The following is a 19,179-nucleotide window of genomic DNA, read 5'->3' as shown; positions in this document are numbered from 1 at the left end:
TTACTCCTGGGCCTGGCCGAGCCAGTTTTTCAAAGCGTTTTGAGCGGCTTGCCCGTCGGTGGACTGGCCGAGCTTGTCGATTGGCGCGAGGTTGGTCTGAACGGTGAGCACCGAAGCGTTGCCGCCGTGGCGTGGGAGGTTCTCCTTAACGCGGCATTCGTCACGGGTCATGATCCCGTTCTGAGTCATCTTGCTGTACCACTCCGCGCGTCCCGCACTGTCGGCTTTCAAAAAGGCCTCCAGCGAAAACTCGGTGTAGTAGGTTCGCCGGTCGACCGGCGTGAGCAGGCGCTTATTAACGCACTGCTGAATCTGGCTCGTGATTGAGCTGATGCAGAAGGTCAGGAAGGCGATCATCTGCTGCTCAAGACCAGTCCCCCAATTGCTGCCGGCGTCCGTTTTACCCACCATCCACGGCGGGACGCCGAACCAGCGGCAGATCTCCTCGATGCTGTGTCCGCGCGACTCAAGCAGCTGTGCATCCACCGGATTGATGCCGATGGTTTCAGCCTTCACGCCCTGTTCAAGTACCGGCGACTTCCCGGCATTCATGGCGCCGGATACCGTTTTCACGTACTCCCTGAACTCTTCTCGCTGATCAGGCTTTAGGACTCGGTCAACGCTGAACGCGACAGTTGGGAGCAGACCATTTTTGAACGTGCCGTTCGCGGCGTCGTCGGCAGACATCGCCGCACCGAAGACCTCGGAGCCGAATCGGATCGCAGACATTCCCACTCGCCCATCGATGCTGAACGCGGGGATATGCAGCATGTCGCTGCGGGCGATCTGACGGCGAGGCCCTTTGCGGGGCCGGTACCAATACTCCAGCCGCCCGTCATCATCGACATCCAGATCCACCCGGGAAGGCAGGAGGAAGTCCAAGGCAATGACCCGGCCGCCTGATCGGTGAATTTCGCAGTACGCGTTACCCCAGAGCAGCATCGACGACACCACCGCCTGCCAGAACTGGAACGCAGTCATGTCCTCGTTGGGGCTGCTGTGGATCACGTCGTACAGCGAGAAATCTCGCGCGTCCTCGCGATCGCCATCGGCCTTGCGCCGGAATACGCCCAGTGGCAAGCCAGCGACAGAAGTGGAGATGATCCGAACGCAGGCCCAAACGGTGGAGAGGCGCATGACGTTGTCGGCATTCACGGATTTGCCGGAGCTGGACTGGTTGCCCAGGAATGCGCCCCAGAACCCCCCGTCACTCAGGCGGATGGCTTTTCCCGTCCAGTCGCCGAGCGACCTGATCGGCTTGGCCGCAGACCTGCCGAGGACCAGCGAGAGAGATTTATTCACCTGCTAGACCTTTTTGAATGAAGCCGGAAATCAGAAACATTGATGCAGCCGCTGCAATGAGCGCCCACCCGATGCCGAACAGGATAAAAACCCCTCCGACGAGCAGGCCGAAACCTGCCAACGCCGTCAGGATGAAAAACATCAATGGCAGGCTCATGCGATTATTGGATTCCGGATTGAGTCCATGAAAGATTCGGTGGTGTTCTGCGCTGCATCTACAAGCACGCGCCCGATCGTCATGATCAGCGCCACCGCCCCGTCAATCTTGTTGTCATCGCCCTGCTTGATCGGACGCACCACGTCGTCGTTGCCCGGCAGGGTCTTGCCGATGACGTTGCCTATGCACCAGGTCATGATCGGATTGCCGTCATGATGGAATCGGCCAGACTCGATCGCGGCCTCAAGCTCCTTCATCGGGTCGGACATGTTGGTGTAGTTCTGCGTGATCGTGATGGGGTTGAACCCTTCATCGTCCAGGTCGTGGCTCAGACCGGTTGCACCGTGCGGGTCAATTGGCGACTCCCTGAGCGGCGCCTGGTGGTTGGCCTCTTTGGTGTCCTCGAGGATCTCGCGGTAATCGATCTCCGCCCCGTCGGTGACTTCCAAATGCCCCGAGTTGATCCAAGCCTGGAAGCGCTCCGACATGCGCTTGTTGTCGGTGTTGTAGGCAGTGTCGTAAGGCACCCAGAATTTCGGACCGATGCAGTAATAGTGGGTCTTGCCGTCGATAACCCGCCAAAACAGGCGCGCCCTGGAGTTCATGTCCAGCTTGCGCGCCAAGTCAAAGCCGGCTATCCACTCCTGGCCCTCGAATTGTTCGAGCGTAAGCGTCGTGTCTTCGCAGGCCTTCCAGCTTTCCATGTTGAAAAAGCCGGATTTCGCACTGACCCACAGGTTGAGATGCTTGGTCTTGAACGTGTTGGCGAACCGCGCGGACCGAATGGCCCTCGCCTGCTGGCTTTCCAAGTACTCCTGGAACACCGAAACGCCGTGATTCGGATTGGCCTTCGCCAGCATTTTCGGGTCGGTCCAGTCATCCCCCTCGTCGAGAGTCCATATCCAGCCAAACAACTCCTCGTCGGGCACGGTGCCGGCCAGCATCTCTACGACCTGGCGGCGCTTGTCGTAGCAAGGACCTTCGATATCGGCGCCGGCGGTGGTGATGATGAACATCAACGGCTGACGCCGTGCGCCCATCCCCGTCAGCATGGTGTCGTACTGAGCCGAGGTCCGGTGCTCGTGGTATTCGTCAACGATCGCGCAGCTCGGTGAAGCACCGTCACCGGGATCACCGATCAGCGGCTCGAAGCGGCTGAAGTCGGACGGAATGTTCATGTTCGAGGCATTGACCTCGATGCCGGCAGCTTGAATCAGCATGGGCGACTTGCTGACCATCAGCTTCGCGGGCCGGAAAACCTCCCACGCCTGCTTCTCGGTGGTCGCGCCGGCATACACCTCGGCGCCGAACTCGCCGTCGGCCACAAACATGCTGATACCAACGCCGCCGGCGACGACGGACTTCCCGTTCTTTCGGGGCACTTCCCAATAGCTTTCACGGAACCGGCGGTGGCCGCCTTTCTTCTTGACCCAGCCAAATGTGACCGCCAGGCCGAACAGCTGCCAGGGCTCCAGACTGATCAGCTGACGCTTGAATGCCCACTCGCCCTTCGTGTGCGGCAGGAGCTGCATCAGCTTCAGCTTTTTTTCAGCCTTCGCGGGATCAAACTTGAAGCGGAACCCACGCTTGCGGCTGGCAGCCACGTCATCGAAGTGGCGCTGGACCGCCTGATGAATGTAACGGCAGGCCGGTACCTTCCCGCGAAGCAATGACCGACCCCACGCCATCGCTTTGTCGACGTTGGGGTGGGCGGATTTGGCCATCAGCTACTCAGTAATTTTGCGAACTCGTTGGTTTCCTTTTCTTTATTGCCGCCGATCAAGCGTGTGCGGCTTGCCGGGTCCAGGCCCAGCATCGATCCGAACGTCACCATCTGGCGCATCGTTTCGTTTGCTGCGGTCAGGGCTGGATTCTTCATCGGGCCGCCGGTGGCACCGGTCACCACAATGCCGTGCGCCTTGATCGACTCCTGCGCCATGCGCCAGTTGTCATAGGCGCTGCAGAAGGCTTCGACGTTATGCAGATCGGTGATCGCGACGACGTTCTCGCGCAACAGCTCCGGAACAATCATGTTCCACATGGTGGCCGCCCGAGGGCTGAACCACTCCGGCGGGTCGATGTGGGTGATCTTGGAAAACTGGGGCTCGGCGGTGTTCAGCGCACGCTTGCCCGGGTTTCCGGCCAGTGCTTTCTTGGCCGTTGGCTTGGGTTTGCGACCACGGCCGGCGACCGTGGCGGTGCCTCCCATCGCGCAACTCCTGAATTTTTAATTTCGCGGGTGTAAAAAAACGACTGAGGGCGCGGTCTAGAAGCGAAAGGTCCCAGACTTTTAGCCCACCCCACCCCTAGAAATGGGAATCTTTCTCGTTTGCACTGAATTCGATGAAATTCGACGAGAATCAATCTCATTCATGCACTACCGGCACGGGACGCCCTTATGTTGCCCCATCCACCATCCTCTGCCGCCGTCTTGCGACTGTGGCATGGGTGACACAGGCCCTGCCAGTTAGAGCGAACCCAGAACGCTTCCTTGTCGCCATCGTGCGGCACGATGTGGTCGAGATCAGTAGCTTCCACCACCAATCCTTGGCGCTCGCACTCGGCACACAGCGGGTGCTTGGCCAGGTACGACTTGCGGGCCTGCTGCCACTTGTAGCTATAGCCACGCTGGCTGCTGGTCTCGCGCTGCTTCTCCCGCTGCTTCACTTCGAACTGCTTGCCCACATCTTTGTGCTCATCACAGTACCGAGGGTTGCGGGTAAGCGTGTTGCAGCCCTGGGCATTGCATGGCTTCTGCGATCTCAGCGGCATGGCGTGCCGTCCATGTATCGGAGGGGCTGGGCATCGGGGTCTTCGGGTTCATCCTCGGCCAGCGCCTGAATCAGCAGGTCTAGACGCTCGGCTACCATCTGCATCGCCTTCGCCTGGGCTTCCTGTGCTGCCGTTGTTCTTTCCAGCAAAGAGATCAGCTGCTCGTTCATACGCTACCTTCGACCACTTCTTGATCCGCTCACGCCGGGCGGCGCATCCACTACAGGCCATGATCAGTTCACCGTCAGCCGATCAGCGCTTGGGTTTCACGCAAGGCGTGTGCATGAAGGACCGCAACGATGAAGCCCATAGGCAGCCCAGCAGTCTTCGCGTCATTAATAGAGGCCGTGATGCGCTGGTCCAGGTGGCCTACCTCGTTGGCGCCGGGCGCCAGTGAAGGCACCTCAGCAGGCTGGACGATCTCGGCGGTTGGTGCTGGTGCTCGTTTACGTGGCATGAATGACCTCGATTATCGAATGGTGCAGGTCGGCCACTTACAACGCGCGAATGCCAGGGCACCAGCGTGGTCGTTGTCTTCCTGCATGATCATGGGGAATGGTGGATAGCCTGGTGCTGAAACGAGCCAGGACTTCTTCCGGTGACTCAGCTGAAAGGGTCTGCGGGCTTTGCAATGGACCGCACGAACCACATGAAACCCTGCTGCAGGTTGGTCTTTGCCAGTGCGAGCAGACGCTGATCCACGCCTTCGATCTCGCCGATCTGCTTGAACAACTCCCCCGCATCGGCCTCGAGGGCCTTGATCGAGTTCATGCCGTCGATTTCAGACTGCGTCAGGTCGCGGTAGCCAGTGATCTTCTTGTGCTGGTTATCCATGGTGTTGCCCTCTGGGAGATTCGCGCCGCGAGACGGGCGCATCTGATTTAGTGGCGGTTTCTACTTGCTTTGGCTGCGGACGATCTGCGCATCGACCTGGTCGGCACATGTGTCGAGCAGCTTGATGGCATGATCCTTCAGTTCCCACACGTCGCCGTTGTCACGCAGATCGGTGTCGTCTGCATTGACCCGCTCGCATGGGATCAGCTCAGGGGCTTCCAGCCTTATGGCCGTTGTCTTTGTTACCACTTGCGGCTTTGCCGCGCAGGCCGTCAGGCAAAGGCTGAGCAGCCCAATCACGAACAGGTTTGCTGTTGCGCTTGAGATCATCGAAATCCTTCTTGGCCTTTTTGGCCTTGTCTTCGCTGGCTTTGATGCGCTTGCCCAGATCGGCTGTGTACGCAGCATTACGGACGGCTTCAGCTTTCAACGTGGTGATCGTGGCCTGGCTTTCCTTGTTGGCATCGACTGCCAGTTGCTTAGCATCTCGCTCGAAGGTGACCGCGCCCTGCAACGTAACGACCCGGATCTGCTGGATAGCGATCAGCAGCCCCATGACGATGACAATCACGCTGCCGGCCGCAATGGCTCGCAACGTGGAACCGGCTTTTGCGACTGCGACAACGGGCTCGAGGCTCATAGTGAATCCGCCTTGCGTCCGAGGAACCGGATGATCAGTTCGCGTATTGCCGTGACGCCGATGAAGCCGATGGATCCCCCAGCGGCGACCGACAAGCTCGAAGGCCAGGCCATCCATTCAATGACGCTACTGGCTGACAGGCTCAAGGCGCCACACATCAGCGCCTCGAGGATGATCCTGCGCTTGCTGGTTTCTTTGGCCTCGTACAACACGCGGAGACCTGAAATAACAACTGCCATAATTGCCCCCTGCCACAGCGGGTTGCTTAGGGCCTGGTAGATGATGGCCCAGAAATCGGGATTCTTTTCGGGCATGACAAGCATCCGAGTGTCTACCCTCGCGGGGTCAAGAATGAATCAGCCCCGTAGCACTCCCAGTTCGGAGCGATGGGTGTGACGGGGCCGAAAACGAAAAGCCCAGGCAAATGCCGAGGCTTTAGAATGTGCGAGCTCCTACCACTAGTCTGCCCATCACCTGAGGGACCAGCAGCCATACGATAAGGCCTACTAGAATTGCGGGTCCTTTCTGCGCTCCCGTGAAATACCCGTCAAAGTGTGTGTGGCTGAAAGCAAACGGTGTCCCAGCGAATTTCGCGCTGTTAGGACATATTCGTGTATTTCGCGTGATGAGTTACGACGGCACTTTCACAGACTTAATCAGCGCGGCAGATGCAGCTGCGCTGAGGCGTGCCAGTGAGTACTCTTAAGAGATGGACAGACCCGAAACGCATAAAGCCCGGCACTCCGGCCGGGCTTTATGCACTTGCACAGTATTTTCCAGCTTGACATCAGCAGACGGGCTGCCTGCATCGAATGGATGCGTGACCCACGCAACTAAGATCGTAATTCCCAACAAGCCCCGCCGGAACGGGGCTAGGGGGTGGTAGTACTACGGCAGCGGCTTACCGCCTGGGGTTACGGTAGCCCCATCACCCTGCTGGGAACCGTCATCTTCGTCAGCGTCATCAGTCGGATCCCTTGTGACATCTGATTTACCAGGATCATCACTGCGATCAGGATCATACGGTTTGGTTTTTTCGGGGGCTTTACCGGGCTTTCCAGCGGTACCGGTATGCACCTCCTGGTCACGGGACGCATCCTCCATCTCCGAAGATCTTCCTCCAGAGCCCTTCCCGACATTTTCTTTGCCAATACTCATGATTGTCTCCTTTGCCCAGCTCAGATGCCGGGCATTAGTTTGATGAGAGCTGGCTCCGCCAAATTCATATTCCCCGCTGAACGGTAATACCGTTGATCTCCGGCAGTTTAAGGATTAGCGGGTTAGCCCCTGCGAAGGACTTAGGGCTGCGTTGTCAGAGGTCAAACGACTCAAGAGGCCACGCCAATAGTTGGAGGACACTGGTGTGGCCGTAATCTTGAATTGCATGGGAAGCTTCGGGACGCGACTACGTCCGCGTAGGCCGGTCGTTATGCGGTCAGCTCGTGATACGACTCGCCATAACCTTTTTGGTCGCATGCCGCTACCACAGGCCTCACAACTCGGTATAGACCTCATGACAGTCTGCCTACCGTGGAAACAAAAAAAGCCCGACACAGTGGCCGAGCTTCTATAAATGGGGTGTCGCGCAGAATGCGTTGAACACCGTGCCATGAAAACAGAGCTATTCCATATGGACAACTGTTTTCTATGCGGCTTCTCTCAGGTCTTCCAACGCGCAATCAATCCATGCTACACCGGCCTTTATCAGCTCCCGTGCCTTCATCTCGCTCACACCATAGTGGCGACCCACTCGGGTGGCGGGCCACTTCGCGCCGTAGTAGAGCCAGATCATGTCGCCCATCTGCGCCTCACGGCGGCAGAGCCTGGCGACGGCCGCGTCAACAACCCCGGCAAGCTCGTCGGTGATGGCGTAGGACTTGCTCGTTGAGGGCATCACGTCTCGCATGATTGCCAGCGATGGCGACGTGTAGCCCGGCACGCCCATACCATCCATACGCCAGAAGCCCCACTGCTCCAGCATGTTCTCGGTATCGCCCAGAGGACGGTGCAACGGTTTGCGGATATTCATGTTCAGTCCCCTGTGTAGTTTGATCCGCCGGCGCCGCGGCGGTTGTTCTGTTCGTATTGTTCGTGCGCGCCGCCCTGGCTGTGCCGCGCCCGGTTCAGCTCGGCAGTGACACTCCGCAGCTTCAAGTTGAGCTGCTGCACCATCTCAGGCAGCGGGAGCGGCTCTCCGGTGCTGGCGCAGACCCAGCCAGATGCGTAGCAATGGTCGCAATCCAGCTGATGGAAAATGCCGCGCACAACCGTCGCGCCGCGGCAGACACCGCACTCCATTAACGGCTTCAATTCCTTCCGAAAAGCTGGTCCGTGGCTTCTCACTTGCTGGCCTCCAAGATCTGGGCGTGCACCACATTGAGGTCTATACGACCCGAATCGTTGTAGGCCGGGATGAGGATCTCCCTGCCTGAAATCATGTGCAGCTGCAGCGCAGAGCGGCCGTTGGGTAGAACAACGGTCTGCATCGAGCTGATGTCGCTTGGCTGAACTGCCAGATCGCGGCGCGGATCGACCAAAATCAGCATTTTGAAACCTCGCCTATGGTTGATTCTTGAATAGGGTTGCAGGCCATATAGGCCGCGGCCTGTAGCAGAATGCTGGACTCTTTGTTTTCGACTCCCTCCAACCCGTGAATCGCGCTAAATCCTTTGGCGTCTAAATGGGCGTGCCACTTCTCCAGCGCCTCGCGTTTGCGGGTCTCGACAGTGGTGTGGATGTAGGCCTGCACGTTGTGGCCCATGGCGTGGTTGATCAGCATCTCGCCGATCAGGAAGTCGATGCCAAGATCTGCCCAACCGGTTCGAGCCAACTTGCGCAGGTCGTGGCTGGTCCACTCGCCCTGCCCGAGCTGCGTGAACACCATGCTGGCTTGGCCCTCGCTCATGCCCTTGCCGTGTCGGGCCGGGAACAGGTACTGCCCGGTGTAACCGGTGGCAGCCTGACGGGCTCGGTACTGGGTCAGCAGCGCGCAAACCTGCTCGGTGAGTGGCAGCGAATGCTCGACGCGGGTCTTGGTGTGCGCGGCCGGCAGATGCCACGTGCGGTCAGCGAGGCTGATGTGCGACCAAAGCGCCATGCGGGTTTCGCCAACACGGGTGCCGTGACAGAGCATCATCAAGGCCAGCATGCCCTGAGCCGGGCGCCGCTCGAACGCCTCGGCCAGTTGACCCAGCAGGCCTTCCACCTGAACGCCACGCAGGCGCGCGGACTTGGCTTTGATCTTGGTCTTCGAGAAGTCGCTGAACTTGATGCCTGCCATTGGATTGGCCGGGATCGAGCCCAGCGCGTGCGCTTGGCGGCAGGCCAGCACCAGCAGCGCGAAGATCAGCCGCACGAACTCCAGCGAAAGCGTCTCCTGCAGAGGCCACATCAGTTTCGTGTCCAACGTCGCGCGATCGATCTCGCCCAGCGCCAAGTCGCCAACGCGCGGTATCAGGTGGCAGGCGATTGCTGACTTGGCCGTGGCCTTCCGCTTGGCTGACAGATGCCGGTCGCGACTCATCCTGTCGCTGTACCAGGCCAGCAACTCGCCAAGGGTGGCCCACGGGGAAATGGCGGCGGTGGCCTTTGCATCGGCGGACAGGCGCTGCCGGGTTTCAGGCAGAGCAGCCAGCACCGCTTTGGCGGACAACTCAGGGTATGAGCCGATCCGCAGCCACTTCTTGCGCACCACCAGACTCCAGGTGCCGCGCGGACGTGCCTCGGTGAAGCGGAAATACAGCCCGGGATGGCGTGGATCACGCATCAGCACCGCAGCAGGGTCTTCGGCACGGCGCCGCAACTCAGCATCGGAGAACGCAACGGTCATGGTCATGCAGCCACCACAGTCGGTGCGAGTCGAAGGTAAGCGCGGATCTGCTCCATCGCATCAAAGTGACCCCGGCACACGATCGCCAGATAGCCCTGATCGTTGAGCCGGCGAATCCACACTTGCTGGCTGGCCGATACCGCCGCGTCGTTCGGCGCCGTCGCCTTGAACTCGAGGTAAAGGCCGAAGTAGCCGCCGCGCGCCATCGGCAGCACTAGGTCGGGCACGCCCGCTTTGACGCCCTGCCCCTTCAGCTTGATGGCGACCAGCTTGTGACGGTGTCCGCCATTGGGGACGTGATAGATCAAAGCGGCCACAGCAGGCAGGCGCAGTTCGAGCTCCTTGATCAGCGCTGCCTGCTCCAGGCCTTCGCGGTCGACCGGCTTCTCGCGGGTGGCCTTCGGCTTGAACAGCCTCATTTCGCCGAACCGCGCAGCGGAGTGAAAGCGAAGCCGCCGCGCCCGTCATGCAGAACTTTGGCAGTGTTCAGCAGTGTTTTGAGTTGCAACCAGGTCATGGCTTTCCCCTGTAGAATTCGGCCTCAAAACCCCGTGCAGCGAGCTCCAATTCGACCTTTGCCCAACTGGCCGAGGACATGACCGCCTTGCCGTTGAACATCAGGACCGTTTCGCATGGCACCTGTTTGGCGTGGTTGCGGTACCGAAGCTCCGGCCTGTTCTTCCAATGGCACCACTTGCGCTCGGTACGCCACTTGATCGTTTTCATAGTCGGTAGGTGCTCGGAAATGACCACCGGGATCCCGCCGAACATCATTGCTGGGCTGTTCAAGCTGCCACCTTCCCTTCGCTCACCAGAATGTCGATGGTCCGCACCATGCCTTCCATGTGCATATGGCTGAGCTGCTCGCGGGTGAATTCGGATTTGCTGCGCGCGTCGACGGCGTCATGGCAGGCAGAGCACGCCCAGGCTCCCTGCAGGTCGTGGGGCTTCATACCCATGCCGCAGCGCGTGCCGGCCATCCGCAGGTGAGCCAGCACCGTGGTTTCGGGGTTGCCGTTGCACACGCCAGGCACACGGATCTGGCAGTCACGGCCGCGCGCGGCCTTAGTGAACTTTGTTTGTTTAGTCATCAAATCCACGCCCCGAACTGAGATTCAACTGGAGGGACAGACCCGTCGTAGCTGGCCCCCATGAAAGCGATGAAGCACCTGGCAACATTGGCGAGCGCCTTGATCGTTCTCATGATGCGGCCCCCATCAGATCGACGACTTCAAAGGTGCTGGGCCACATCAACCGTCCGAACGACTCGGCAACGCCTTTGCGATCAAAGAGCGCGACAGCTGGATCCGGCGGAGTCGACAGATCGATCTTCGATGAGCACGCGTAAACGGCGTAACGGAACGCCGCGGGGTCAGGTGCAGCAAGTCTGGTGTCGCTCATGCTGATGCTCCGGCGCGGCGGGCGCGCAGTTCGGCCAAGGCCTTGTTTCCGATATCGGGAGTGCGCCGGGCTTCAGCGCGGGTCGGCAGGGCCAAGGGCATCGCCTGCAATGGCAGACCCTCGATCATGCGGCGGACAGTGATCACGTAGTTGCGCTCGAACAGCTTCATGGCGAGGGAAGATTCCAGGCGGTTGAGCGGTTCGAAGCCGCACTCTTTCGCCGTATGCCAGACAGCCTGATGCGACCACCTTCCCTGCCCGGCCATGGACGGGTGAGCGTTACGGCAGGCCTCGCGGAAAGCCTTCTCTAGCGGTGGGATGCCGAGCATTTCCGGCGTGGGCTGGCACAGCTTGATGAACTTGCCAACGCTCGGTGCGAAGTCCGAGCCCAGCTTGCGGCACTGCTCGATCCCGAAGCGGATCTGCTCGATGCGGTTGATGTTCTCGGCCATGAACGCCTTGACCCAAGTGGCTTTGGCAGCGCCGATGGCTGCATCGTCAGGCCACGCCTGCTTCCACGCGGGGAAGATCGCCATCAGCTCGCGGAACAGAGAGTTGATTACCTGGACCGTACCTGAGTCGATCTTGAGCGGCACGACCTCGGCGGATGGAACGTTCGGCAGTTGCTGCATGATGCTCGCGATGGACTTCATCACAGACCCCCCAAGTTTTCAGCCCAGCTGGTGTCGTCGAAATCTGGTGCCTGGCCTTTGCCGGCAGACTTCACGCGCTCTTTCCGCACCCACTGGACCAGTCGGTAGCACCAGCCCGGCGATGAATCGACCGTGCCAGGGCGGGCAGCGAAGAAACCCTTGAAGGCCCGAACGGCCGCTTCCGGCACTGAGTCCGCAGGTATTCCGGCGATTGCGATCTGGTCAGCAAGCGCTTTGGCGTTCGGCTCCCAAGCAGCGAACATGGCGAAGCGCTGGTTCGGCGATGGGCATTCAGCGGCGGCGAGGTCTTGCTCGGCAATCTCAGCGGCCAAATCGCGCTGCAGCTGCTGCTCTTCGGTTAATTGATGGTTAAGTGATGTATTGGGTGCAGCTGCTGCACCCCGTTCTGCGTTTTCCTGCACCCCGTTCTGCTGTGAGCTGCACCCCGTGCGGTTATCTGCACCCCGTTCTTTACGGGGTGCAGCATTTGCACCCCGTTTAAGTTGGAGGTCGTACACGACTGGGCGGCGGTCACGTCGATCGATGTAAGCGGCGGCAATGGCCTGATTGCCCTCGGTGATGAAGCCCGCCTTCTCCAGCTCATCCAGCTTCAGGCGCACGGTGCGCTCGGAAAGACCTGTGTCGTCTGACAGGGTCAGCGCAGACGGGAAGGCCCCACGGCCATCGCTACCGGCATAGTTCGCCAGGCACAGCAGCACGTGACGGGCAGCAGGGTTTTCAAGGGAAGCCTTCGGCAGTGCGAGAGCCCATGACATAGCTTGAACACTCACAGCGCGGCTCCAATGTTCTTTCCGGCCAGATATGCCAGGCCTTTCGGGGTGATCAGTGGTTGGTACGCAGCGCGCTCAGCACCAGTCTCGGCGTCGGGTTTGAGTTCGGTCACCTTGTGCACCATGAAGCCCTTGGTGATCTGAGGCTGGTAGGCAGTCCAACGCTTGGAGCCGCCGCGATGGAATATCCAGCGATGGGCTTCAAGCCAGGCAAAAAGCTGTTGCGGTGAAATCTGGAGGTGCTTTGCGGCATCGCTGATGCAGATCGAACCGCCAGCGGCCGCGAGCCGATTAATGGCTGCGACCTTGGGGGCTTGGAGTTCGAGCACGCCTATCAGTCGCTGGGTTTCCTTGGCCTGGTCCGCGGCTAGCTGGAGCGCCTCGGCGTAATTGGCCGGGATGCGTGGGGCGCCCTGCTCTTCCAGCTCGCGCCAGCGGCGAACGACTGACATGCGAAGTGGCGCGCTGTAACCGGTGAGCAGGCAATCGGTGTGCTCACGGTCAAGCAGGTACTCGGTTTGCTTGCGGTTCAGTCCGTCGAAATAGATGCGCGCAAACCTGCTCACATCTTCTTTAAGGTCGGCGGCCATCGTTTGAAAGTCGCGCTTCACGTCTGGGTGCCGCTTTCCGGTAAGAGAGGCGATCTCGCGAGAAGACATGTACTGACGCGTCATGTTCTGACCGATTGGGAAAACTGACGAGTCAGCACGGGTATTGCTCTGGGGGTTCGTGGTGTGCATAATCGGCCTCGCTAACGCTGTAGAAAGAGCCGACCTCGACCGTCGGCTTTTTTGTGCCCGAAATTCAGGCGGTATAGGTGTCCGGCGCATCCGTGGTAGCTTTTGGCTTCCACACAAAAAGGCCTCGGAGGCCGGACATGACTGATGTGAACGACAAAATCATTGCCAAACTGAATGAGCAAAAAGGAGAGCTAATCGCGACCCAAGCTCTGCTGTTGGGAGTGCTCAGGTCGTTACCGCTCGACTTGCGCGCGGAGGCGCTCCGAGAATTTGATGTCGAGATCGCCACCGCGAGGTCAACGCTTGCGTATCTGCCGATCCCGGACGAAGTCATCAACGGCCTCGAGAATTACGTGAAGGCCCTGAATCACCTTCGGCTTTCACCCAACCAAGATTGAGGATCGCGGAGTAGAAGGCTTTGCGGCTCTGCTCATCCACCTTGAGCAGCGCCGATGTCTGCAGTAGCTTTTTCGGTTTCATTCAGGCCGCCTTCACCGAAGCTTCCATCACATCCAGGCTCTGCCGGACATGATTGATCTCGACCTTGATCTGAGACTTCTCGAACTGACTGACGTGGTTGTCCTCAAGCGCCTGATGCACCGCGATCGTCAGATCAGCAACTTCTTTACCCACGCTGATCATCGAAGCTGTCAGTGCTTGCGGGTTGGGCGCCGTCTTCGCGATGAGCTCGAAGCCAAAAGAGTCAGCCAGCGCCAGCAGCGGACGCATGTCCTGGGTGTGCAGCAGAATCCCGAAGAGGTGCTCGATGGTGAGGTGGTGAGCAGCGTTGTCCGGGTTGGAGCGCTGCAGCAGGCTCACGTGGGCAAGACACATCTTCCCGGCCAGCTCTTCTGCACCGCTTTCCTTGATTGTCGTGTGGCAGGCCCGCAGGAAATCTTCCATTCGTAAAACCTCAAATTTGTTTCAGTGGCTGCGTGCCATCACGCATTGCAAAATGTTTCCACCAGCCAGCACGGTGCTTAAGCAGCGGTTTTCTTTGCCGGTTTGGTGGGCTTAGCCAGTTCTTCGTGCATCAGGTCGATCGCATGGCCAGCGATGTAGCTGGGGTTGCTGATCTGCCCACTGCGGATGCGGAAAATGGTGGATATGTCGCACTTAGCGCGCTCTGCAATGGCCTTGTACGTCCAGCCAGAGCCAAGCAATGCGTCCAACTTGTTCGGGAGATCGGTAGCGCTCATGGCTGCCTCCTTTGTAGTTATGCACATGATCATGCACTGGTGCATATCTGTCAACGATCCACTCTATTGCTCTATGCACTGCCCAAGGCGACGATTGCACTCATGCATAAATCTATCGATAAAATCCTGGCTGAACTCATGCGCAGGGACAGGCTTAGTCAGGTTCAGGTATCCGCTCGGGCGAAGGTAGGGCAGTCGACGATATCCAGAATCCTTAAGCCGAATGGGCCCAAGGGGATAAAGGAACCGACCGATAAGCAGGTCCGCCCACTCGCCGAACTGTTCGGCGTTACGACAGATCAATTGCGTGGATTTGCACCGCTTGATGTCGGCGAGCCGGCTGCGCCCTCGACTGACATTCGTGTCCCCTCCTCGGCTGCTGAAAAATTGCGGGAGATGCTTTCCGGCAAAGCGCTTGGCGATGAGAAGTTGCAGAAGCTATTGGCGGTGGCGGAAGGTGATGAAGGCGAGACGTCTGGCAGCGTACTAGTGAATGACGCTTACCGGCCAGGTAAGGTCGGGGATGAGGTTTGGATTGCCCACTACGATGTCAGGGGCGCGCTGGGGGGCGGCGAGGTCGCACACGACTTCCCCGAAATGCTTCAGGACGTGCGCGTTAGCCCTTCCCAACTCCGCTCAATGGGTGTCGAGTTCAAAGAGCACTACCACCTGAAAGTGATTACAGGGTGGGGCCAGTCGATGACGCCCACCATCAAGCATGGCGATCCGTGCCTGGTGGACGTTAGCATCAAGGAATTCATTGGCGACGGGATCTACTTCTTCTCCCACCAGGGCTTCCAGTACATCAAACGCTTGCAGATGAAAGGCAAGGACAAATTCAAGATGATTTCGGATAACCGCAAGCACAAGGCCGAGGACATTTTCATCGACGAGACCTATATCCAGGCCCGCGTGCTATTCGTGTGGAATGGAAATTTGGTTTAACGGACATCGGGGGACCTAGGCAAAGGGAAATTCAGCTAGTAGGTCCCCGCCAATAAGCTAATTAAGTTGTCTGCAACAGCGACTCAACCTCAACGACAAGCAGGGAGCATGTATGTCTTACTTCATAGATACGCCATTCAACATCGAAGGAAACACAAAACTTAGAACACCTCAAATCGAGGCGTACCTAAAAATCAGAGATTTTTTTGGCAACCCGGACAACCGGGAAGCCTTAGTGGTCCTACCCACCGGGACTGGAAAAAGCGGTCTCATTTCAATCGCGCCATATGGCGTATCTAATGGGCGAGTGTTAATCGTTACCCCAGGTCTGGTTACGAAGGATAGTATCCGCAAAACCCAAGACGCGCTGCATGACAATTTTTGGGTTAACTTCGATATAGTCTTTAACTACAAACTATTACCTATCACCACCGAATACAGCCCGAACTTGCTACGCTCTCACTTAGACGCTAGCCAGTTTATTTACACCAACATCCACCAGCTTTCCCAAAGCAGAGAGAGCAGCCTGGTCAGACAGGTCCCGCGGGACTATTTTGACATGATCATTGTGGACGAAGCACATCATGCTCCCGCAAACAGCTGGAAGGAAGTGCTGTCTTATTTTGATAGTGCAAAAAAGCTTTTTTTAACTGGCACCCCATTTCGCGGGGATGGACTTACCGTCCCGGGCCAATTGATTCACGAAACCAAGCTGTCTGAAGCAATGCGTGACCAATATGTGAAATGGCTCAGGAAAGAGACCGTTAACGCCTCCGAACTTTATTTCACGATGCCTGCATTTCCGAACCGGCAGTTTACCAAGGATCAGGTCCTAGCGTATAAAGATGCAGAATGGATCGAGAAAAGTGTTGCATTGTCAGAGGCATGTTCCAAAGACGTGATTGCCCATAGTATAAAAAGTTTGAATGACATCCGTCAAAAATCCAAAACTGTCCCTCATAAAATACTCGCTGTAGGATGCAGCATTTTACACGCTGAGGACTTGCGCACCTGGTACCTAGAGCGCGGGATGAGGGTAGCACTGGTTCACAGCGAGATGGATCTTGAAGTGAGGGATGCCGAGTTCAAGAAAATTGAGCGGAACGAGGTCGAGGTAGTAGTCTCTGTAAACATGCTCATGGAAGGCTACGACCATAGATACTTGACTGTACTGGCGTTATTCCGACCATATCGCAGCATTAACGCCTTCGCACAAGTTGTAGGGCGCGTCTTACGAGCCATCCCTGCCGACGAAATTACGGCGTTCGAGATAGATAACAACGCGCTCGTTATCTACCATGAAGAAACCGGTCTAAATGATATGTGGTCATTATTCCAAACTGAAGTTGATCGTGCAAAGCAACAGCACACGAGAGAATACGCCGATTTGGATTTGGACTATGTACAGCGTGACAATACTCTTGCTGGGGTAGCAAGCGCAGAGAGCTTTGTCGCCACCCAAGACTCCTATCTAACAGATATAGACTTTAACGCCATATTTCAACAAAAGCGGAAAGAAATTGAGGCTGCGGCAGATATTCAAGTGCAGATCCTCAAAGATGCTGGAACTCTGCTAGACGAAGAAACGCTGCGGAAGATACGGTCAATTGTAGTTGACTCCCAAACAAAACAAGCATCTGAACATATCGATCCCGAGCTGGTTGAAAAACGGCCCGCGCAGGCAAGGCAAAAACTCCGAGAAATCCTCACAAAAAGGATCCAAGATGAGTCTGCTAGCCTCCTCTTCGATAAATCGATAGATCCCAAGGGGACAAACCTGTCTGGGCCTTTCAGGAAGATTGTGCCGCGCATAACCGACGGTCAGGCCAATGACGCAGTTCTTGTGATATTTGTCAACAGCAAGCTATACTCCCGCTTCGGAAAGCGAGATGCATTAGATAACAAGATGTTAATCAAGTGCCTCGATTATATTCCGACGATTATAGAAGAACTAAGGAGCATGCTTAAATGAAGGAAGGCGTAAACATTGCCGTTAATGCCCTCATCGCATTATATGTCGCGAAAGGTGTGCAGCCCAGTGAACTTACGGACAATATCTTCGATGATGAGTACCGTACAGTTAGCAGCAAGAGAAATCCTGACCAGACAGTAACATTGACTCTCTCCTACATCGATCAAGGCGCTGAATCCGTGCAGACGGTGGACTGCCGCTACACTTACGATGCTGGTAGAACACTTCTGTTGGTTGAGCAGAAGGTCGGCGCAGGCAGATATTTAACGCAATGGTCTCGCCAAGCAGCCACCGCTATAGCCGTCGAGAATCTTGCCACCGCTCTTATTGAGGCCGGCTACTCGCCCGAACGCATCTCGTCCTCCTTGGCAACCCTACCGGTAGATTTGCATCACCGAGTCCGGACTGCCTTGAAAGCAGTGGCTTAAGCCGGTGCATGGTATCAGCCCGCCATGAGCGGGCTTTTTTGTGAAAATTAGAAAGGTGCCGGCTCTTCTGGCTCGAACGGATCCGCAACCTGGACGGACCTCTCGTCCGCCGCCGACGGCTCCCACCTCAGCGTAATCGACGCGTCTTCGTGATTGTGCGCCAGCTCAATCCCATCAGCCTCTGAAAGACCGCTCACGATCTCGTTCCACTCCCTCTCCCCGTCCGTATCAAGCCGATGAATCCTCACCTCCCTCCGCTCTTGAGCGATCGGGTGGTTGATCATCGACGATACCCGTAGCGAAAGCCGCTCCATCGCGCTCATCGGTTTCAGTGCCGCTTCCTTTTTCTTGCCCTGCTGCGCCATAGATACCTCCTCTTTTATGCTGTATATCCATACAGTAATAGACGAGCTTTGATCCGATCAAGGGGAATATTTCTCAATTTATATATGCACAGGTGCATTGACACGGCAATTGCACTGGTGCATATTTGACTCATCGAAACGGAGCAGCCCCTACCAGGGGCTTCACGAATCGAACACACGACTGGTAAAGCCGCCAGATAGCCAGGGACCAGCGAAGTGGTCTCCCAGCCCCGACAAGGGATCGACTGGATCAAAGCTCTTTAAGCAGAACGGACATACCGATTTCACTGGCTGGCCTTGGCAACAGGGCCAGACGGGAAATCAACCGCCCTGGAGGGCACTAGCATGAACATCAGGGGTTTGGATAAGGCAGAGGTATTGGCGGCCCTCTTCAATGCGTCACGCCAGCAAGGGATGGGCTTTTTGGACTCTCGCGGCGGTCGCGATATGACAAAAGAGCGGGCAGCGGAGATCCTCAAAATTACCGAGGACTTCGACTATCTGGACGGCCGAGTGATGAAGATCAGCCTGGATCGCGACGAAGTCGAAACCCGCCTTTACGACCGCGACAACGGGCAAGGCTCTGCCGAACGCGCCATCGCTCATCTGGTTGCGGCGCGGGACAAAACTGCTGCTGGAGTAGCGATGCTCACGCCGGCGCCAGTAGCAGCCACTTCACGATCTCGCACAACGGCAAGATCCAGCACTGACAACAGCTTGGATCTGACCAACCCGCTGAACCCGCTGAGCCCATTCAGCCCGCTCAATACCACGTTCGACAACTCGCCTCAAACCTCCTCAGGTCACTGCTCAAGAAGTAGCCACACCAGCAGCGATTACGGTTCGAGCAGCTCATCAAGCGATAGCTCGTGCAGCTACTCAAGCGACAGTGGCTTTTCCAGCAGCAGCTACGACTGAAAATGCATGTCGACCTTGGATGCCACCAAGCAAATCACGCTCGAGCTGGAACACCCCGCAGGCTCGATGAAGTTCAACGGCGACCTGGCCGAGGACCTGTACCTCGCAGCACGGCATCTGACCGGGCAAGAAAGGCTAAAGCTGATCCAGCGCATGCAAGACAGCCAGGCCGAACTTGAAGCGTTCGGCCGATAGACAACAGCGCCAGTGTCAGCCTGACGAACACTGCCCGA

31 protein-coding genes are annotated in these 19,179 nt (G+C 57.6%); 6 read left to right on the top strand and 25 right to left on the bottom strand.

Annotated elements, in window-relative coordinates; genetic code table 11:
- The 22 genes from AC07VF_RS04230 to AC07VF_RS04125 form a co-directional block, all read right to left on the bottom strand.
- Positions 1-1,302, bottom strand: a complete 1,302-nt coding sequence (locus tag AC07VF_RS04230) for a phage portal protein (protein ID WP_495008174.1) — start codon at positions 1,300-1,302, stop codon at positions 1-3.
- Complete coding sequence (locus AC07VF_RS04225) at positions 1,295-1,459, bottom strand: hypothetical protein (RefSeq protein WP_163023144.1); 165 nt, start codon at positions 1,457-1,459, stop codon at positions 1,295-1,297. The genes AC07VF_RS04230 and AC07VF_RS04225 overlap by 8 nt, the downstream gene beginning before the upstream one ends.
- The gene (locus AC07VF_RS04220) at positions 1,456-3,183 is read right to left on the bottom strand and encodes a terminase large subunit (RefSeq protein ID WP_122537673.1); all 1,728 of its coding nucleotides are present in this window, start codon (positions 3,181-3,183) and stop codon (positions 1,456-1,458) included. Before AC07VF_RS04220 ends, AC07VF_RS04225 begins: the two co-directional genes overlap by 4 nt.
- Entirely contained in the window at positions 3,183-3,668 is a 486-nt protein-coding gene (locus AC07VF_RS04215; protein ID WP_495008173.1) for a phage terminase small subunit P27 family, read from the bottom strand. Before AC07VF_RS04215 ends, AC07VF_RS04220 begins: the two co-directional genes overlap by 1 nt.
- A gap of 161 nt (positions 3,669-3,829) precedes the next feature.
- On the bottom strand, positions 3,830-4,231 hold the full coding sequence (locus AC07VF_RS04210; protein ID WP_495008172.1) for an HNH endonuclease: 402 nt from the start codon (positions 4,229-4,231) through the stop codon (positions 3,830-3,832).
- The gene (locus tag AC07VF_RS04205; protein ID WP_369304795.1) at positions 4,222-4,401 is read right to left on the bottom strand and encodes a hypothetical protein; all 180 of its coding nucleotides are present in this window, start codon (positions 4,399-4,401) and stop codon (positions 4,222-4,224) included. Before AC07VF_RS04205 ends, AC07VF_RS04210 begins: the two co-directional genes overlap by 10 nt.
- A 74-nt stretch (positions 4,402-4,475) precedes the next feature.
- Positions 4,476-4,688 carry a hypothetical protein gene (locus AC07VF_RS04200; protein ID WP_495008171.1) on the bottom strand — a complete coding sequence of 71 codons (213 nt, stop codon included), beginning with the start codon at positions 4,686-4,688 and terminating at the stop codon, positions 4,476-4,478.
- Positions 4,689-4,834: 146 nt separating this feature from the next.
- Positions 4,835-5,065, bottom strand: coding sequence for an Acb2/Tad1 domain-containing protein (locus tag AC07VF_RS04195; RefSeq protein ID WP_495008170.1), 231 nt, complete (start codon positions 5,063-5,065; stop codon positions 4,835-4,837).
- 60 nt (positions 5,066-5,125) lie between these two features.
- Positions 5,126-5,314, bottom strand: a complete 189-nt coding sequence (locus AC07VF_RS04190; protein WP_495008169.1) for a hypothetical protein — start codon at positions 5,312-5,314, stop codon at positions 5,126-5,128.
- A complete protein-coding gene (locus AC07VF_RS04185; protein ID WP_495008273.1) occupies positions 5,274-5,660 on the bottom strand; it encodes a hypothetical protein in 387 nt (128 codons plus the stop codon). The genes AC07VF_RS04190 and AC07VF_RS04185 overlap by 41 nt, the downstream gene beginning before the upstream one ends.
- A gap of 41 nt (positions 5,661-5,701) precedes the next feature.
- The gene (locus AC07VF_RS04180) at positions 5,702-6,028 is read right to left on the bottom strand and encodes a phage holin, lambda family (protein WP_495008168.1); all 327 of its coding nucleotides are present in this window, start codon (positions 6,026-6,028) and stop codon (positions 5,702-5,704) included.
- 565 nt (positions 6,029-6,593) lie between these two features.
- The gene (locus AC07VF_RS04175) at positions 6,594-6,863 is read right to left on the bottom strand and encodes a hypothetical protein (RefSeq protein WP_495008167.1); all 270 of its coding nucleotides are present in this window, start codon (positions 6,861-6,863) and stop codon (positions 6,594-6,596) included.
- Positions 6,864-7,350: 487 nt separating this feature from the next.
- Positions 7,351-7,734: an antiterminator Q family protein gene (locus AC07VF_RS04170; RefSeq protein ID WP_495008166.1), complete on the bottom strand. Its 384-nt coding sequence runs from the start codon at positions 7,732-7,734 to the stop codon at positions 7,351-7,353.
- A gap of 310 nt (positions 7,735-8,044) precedes the next feature.
- The gene (locus AC07VF_RS04165) at positions 8,045-8,251 is read right to left on the bottom strand and encodes a hypothetical protein (RefSeq protein WP_495008164.1); all 207 of its coding nucleotides are present in this window, start codon (positions 8,249-8,251) and stop codon (positions 8,045-8,047) included.
- Positions 8,245-9,540, bottom strand: coding sequence for a tyrosine-type recombinase/integrase (locus AC07VF_RS04160; protein ID WP_495008163.1), 1,296 nt, complete (start codon positions 9,538-9,540; stop codon positions 8,245-8,247). The genes AC07VF_RS04165 and AC07VF_RS04160 overlap by 7 nt, the downstream gene beginning before the upstream one ends.
- The gene (locus AC07VF_RS04155) at positions 9,537-9,953 is read right to left on the bottom strand and encodes a VRR-NUC domain-containing protein (RefSeq protein ID WP_495008162.1); all 417 of its coding nucleotides are present in this window, start codon (positions 9,951-9,953) and stop codon (positions 9,537-9,539) included. Before AC07VF_RS04155 ends, AC07VF_RS04160 begins: the two co-directional genes overlap by 4 nt.
- A 94-nt stretch (positions 9,954-10,047) precedes the next feature.
- Positions 10,048-10,323 (bottom strand): hypothetical protein, encoded by a 276-nt coding sequence (locus tag AC07VF_RS04150; RefSeq protein WP_495008161.1) that lies wholly within the window; start codon positions 10,321-10,323, stop codon positions 10,048-10,050.
- Entirely contained in the window at positions 10,320-10,625 is a 306-nt protein-coding gene (locus AC07VF_RS04145; RefSeq protein ID WP_495008160.1) for a DUF1364 domain-containing protein, read from the bottom strand. The genes AC07VF_RS04150 and AC07VF_RS04145 overlap by 4 nt, the downstream gene beginning before the upstream one ends.
- 109 nt (positions 10,626-10,734) lie before the next feature.
- Positions 10,735-10,935, bottom strand: coding sequence for a hypothetical protein (locus tag AC07VF_RS04140; protein ID WP_495008159.1), 201 nt, complete (start codon positions 10,933-10,935; stop codon positions 10,735-10,737).
- Positions 10,932-11,588 carry a replication protein P gene (locus AC07VF_RS04135; RefSeq protein WP_495008158.1) on the bottom strand — a complete coding sequence of 219 codons (657 nt, stop codon included), beginning with the start codon at positions 11,586-11,588 and terminating at the stop codon, positions 10,932-10,934. The genes AC07VF_RS04140 and AC07VF_RS04135 overlap by 4 nt, the downstream gene beginning before the upstream one ends.
- Entirely contained in the window at positions 11,588-12,364 is a 777-nt protein-coding gene (locus AC07VF_RS04130; RefSeq protein ID WP_495008272.1) for a helix-turn-helix domain-containing protein, read from the bottom strand. Before AC07VF_RS04130 ends, AC07VF_RS04135 begins: the two co-directional genes overlap by 1 nt.
- 11 nt (positions 12,365-12,375) lie before the next feature.
- Positions 12,376-13,038, bottom strand: coding sequence for a phage antirepressor KilAC domain-containing protein (locus AC07VF_RS04125; protein WP_495008271.1), 663 nt, complete (start codon positions 13,036-13,038; stop codon positions 12,376-12,378).
- Positions 13,039-13,256: 218 nt separating this feature from the next.
- Between AC07VF_RS04125 and AC07VF_RS04120 the strand changes: the two genes are divergently transcribed.
- Positions 13,257-13,517: a hypothetical protein gene (locus AC07VF_RS04120; RefSeq protein WP_495008157.1), complete on the top strand. Its 261-nt coding sequence runs from the start codon at positions 13,257-13,259 to the stop codon at positions 13,515-13,517.
- An 82-nt stretch (positions 13,518-13,599) separates the two neighbouring features.
- Here the strand turns inward: AC07VF_RS04120 and AC07VF_RS04115 are convergent, their stop codons facing one another.
- Together AC07VF_RS04115 and AC07VF_RS04110 are read right to left on the bottom strand one after the other, a co-directional pair.
- Positions 13,600-14,022, bottom strand: coding sequence for a phage regulatory CII family protein (locus AC07VF_RS04115; protein WP_495008156.1), 423 nt, complete (start codon positions 14,020-14,022; stop codon positions 13,600-13,602).
- Between the two features lie 77 nt (positions 14,023-14,099).
- Entirely contained in the window at positions 14,100-14,318 is a 219-nt protein-coding gene (locus tag AC07VF_RS04110) for a helix-turn-helix domain-containing protein (RefSeq protein WP_495008155.1), read from the bottom strand.
- Between the two features lie 102 nt (positions 14,319-14,420).
- On the opposite strand from AC07VF_RS04110, the gene AC07VF_RS04105 reads away from it, so the two are divergent.
- From AC07VF_RS04105 to AC07VF_RS04095, 3 genes are all read left to right on the top strand, one after another.
- Complete coding sequence (locus AC07VF_RS04105; RefSeq protein WP_495008154.1) at positions 14,421-15,263, top strand: LexA family transcriptional regulator; 843 nt, start codon at positions 14,421-14,423, stop codon at positions 15,261-15,263.
- 112 nt (positions 15,264-15,375) lie between these two features.
- Positions 15,376-17,235, top strand: coding sequence for a DEAD/DEAH box helicase (locus tag AC07VF_RS04100; RefSeq protein ID WP_495008153.1), 1,860 nt, complete (start codon positions 15,376-15,378; stop codon positions 17,233-17,235).
- Positions 17,232-17,663: a hypothetical protein gene (locus AC07VF_RS04095; protein ID WP_495008152.1), complete on the top strand. Its 432-nt coding sequence runs from the start codon at positions 17,232-17,234 to the stop codon at positions 17,661-17,663. The genes AC07VF_RS04100 and AC07VF_RS04095 overlap by 4 nt, the downstream gene beginning before the upstream one ends.
- Positions 17,664-17,710: 47 nt before the next feature.
- On the opposite strand, the gene AC07VF_RS04090 is transcribed toward AC07VF_RS04095, so the two are convergent.
- The gene (locus AC07VF_RS04090) at positions 17,711-18,028 is read right to left on the bottom strand and encodes a DUF1654 domain-containing protein (protein WP_495008151.1); all 318 of its coding nucleotides are present in this window, start codon (positions 18,026-18,028) and stop codon (positions 17,711-17,713) included.
- Positions 18,029-18,373: 345 nt separating this feature from the next.
- On the opposite strand from AC07VF_RS04090, the gene AC07VF_RS04085 reads away from it, so the two are divergent.
- Together AC07VF_RS04085 and AC07VF_RS04080 are read left to right on the top strand one after the other, a co-directional pair.
- A complete protein-coding gene (locus AC07VF_RS04085) occupies positions 18,374-18,946 on the top strand; it encodes a hypothetical protein (RefSeq protein ID WP_495008150.1) in 573 nt (190 codons plus the stop codon).
- Positions 18,947-18,952: 6 nt separating this feature from the next.
- Positions 18,953-19,141 (top strand): hypothetical protein, encoded by a 189-nt coding sequence (locus tag AC07VF_RS04080; RefSeq protein WP_495008149.1) that lies wholly within the window; start codon positions 18,953-18,955, stop codon positions 19,139-19,141.
- The last annotated feature ends 38 nt before the right edge of the window (positions 19,142-19,179 follow it).

The sequence above is a fragment of the Pseudomonas sp. GW821-FHT02H06 genome (assembly GCF_059421525.1).
This window is presented reverse-complemented; position numbering and strand designations above follow the sequence as displayed.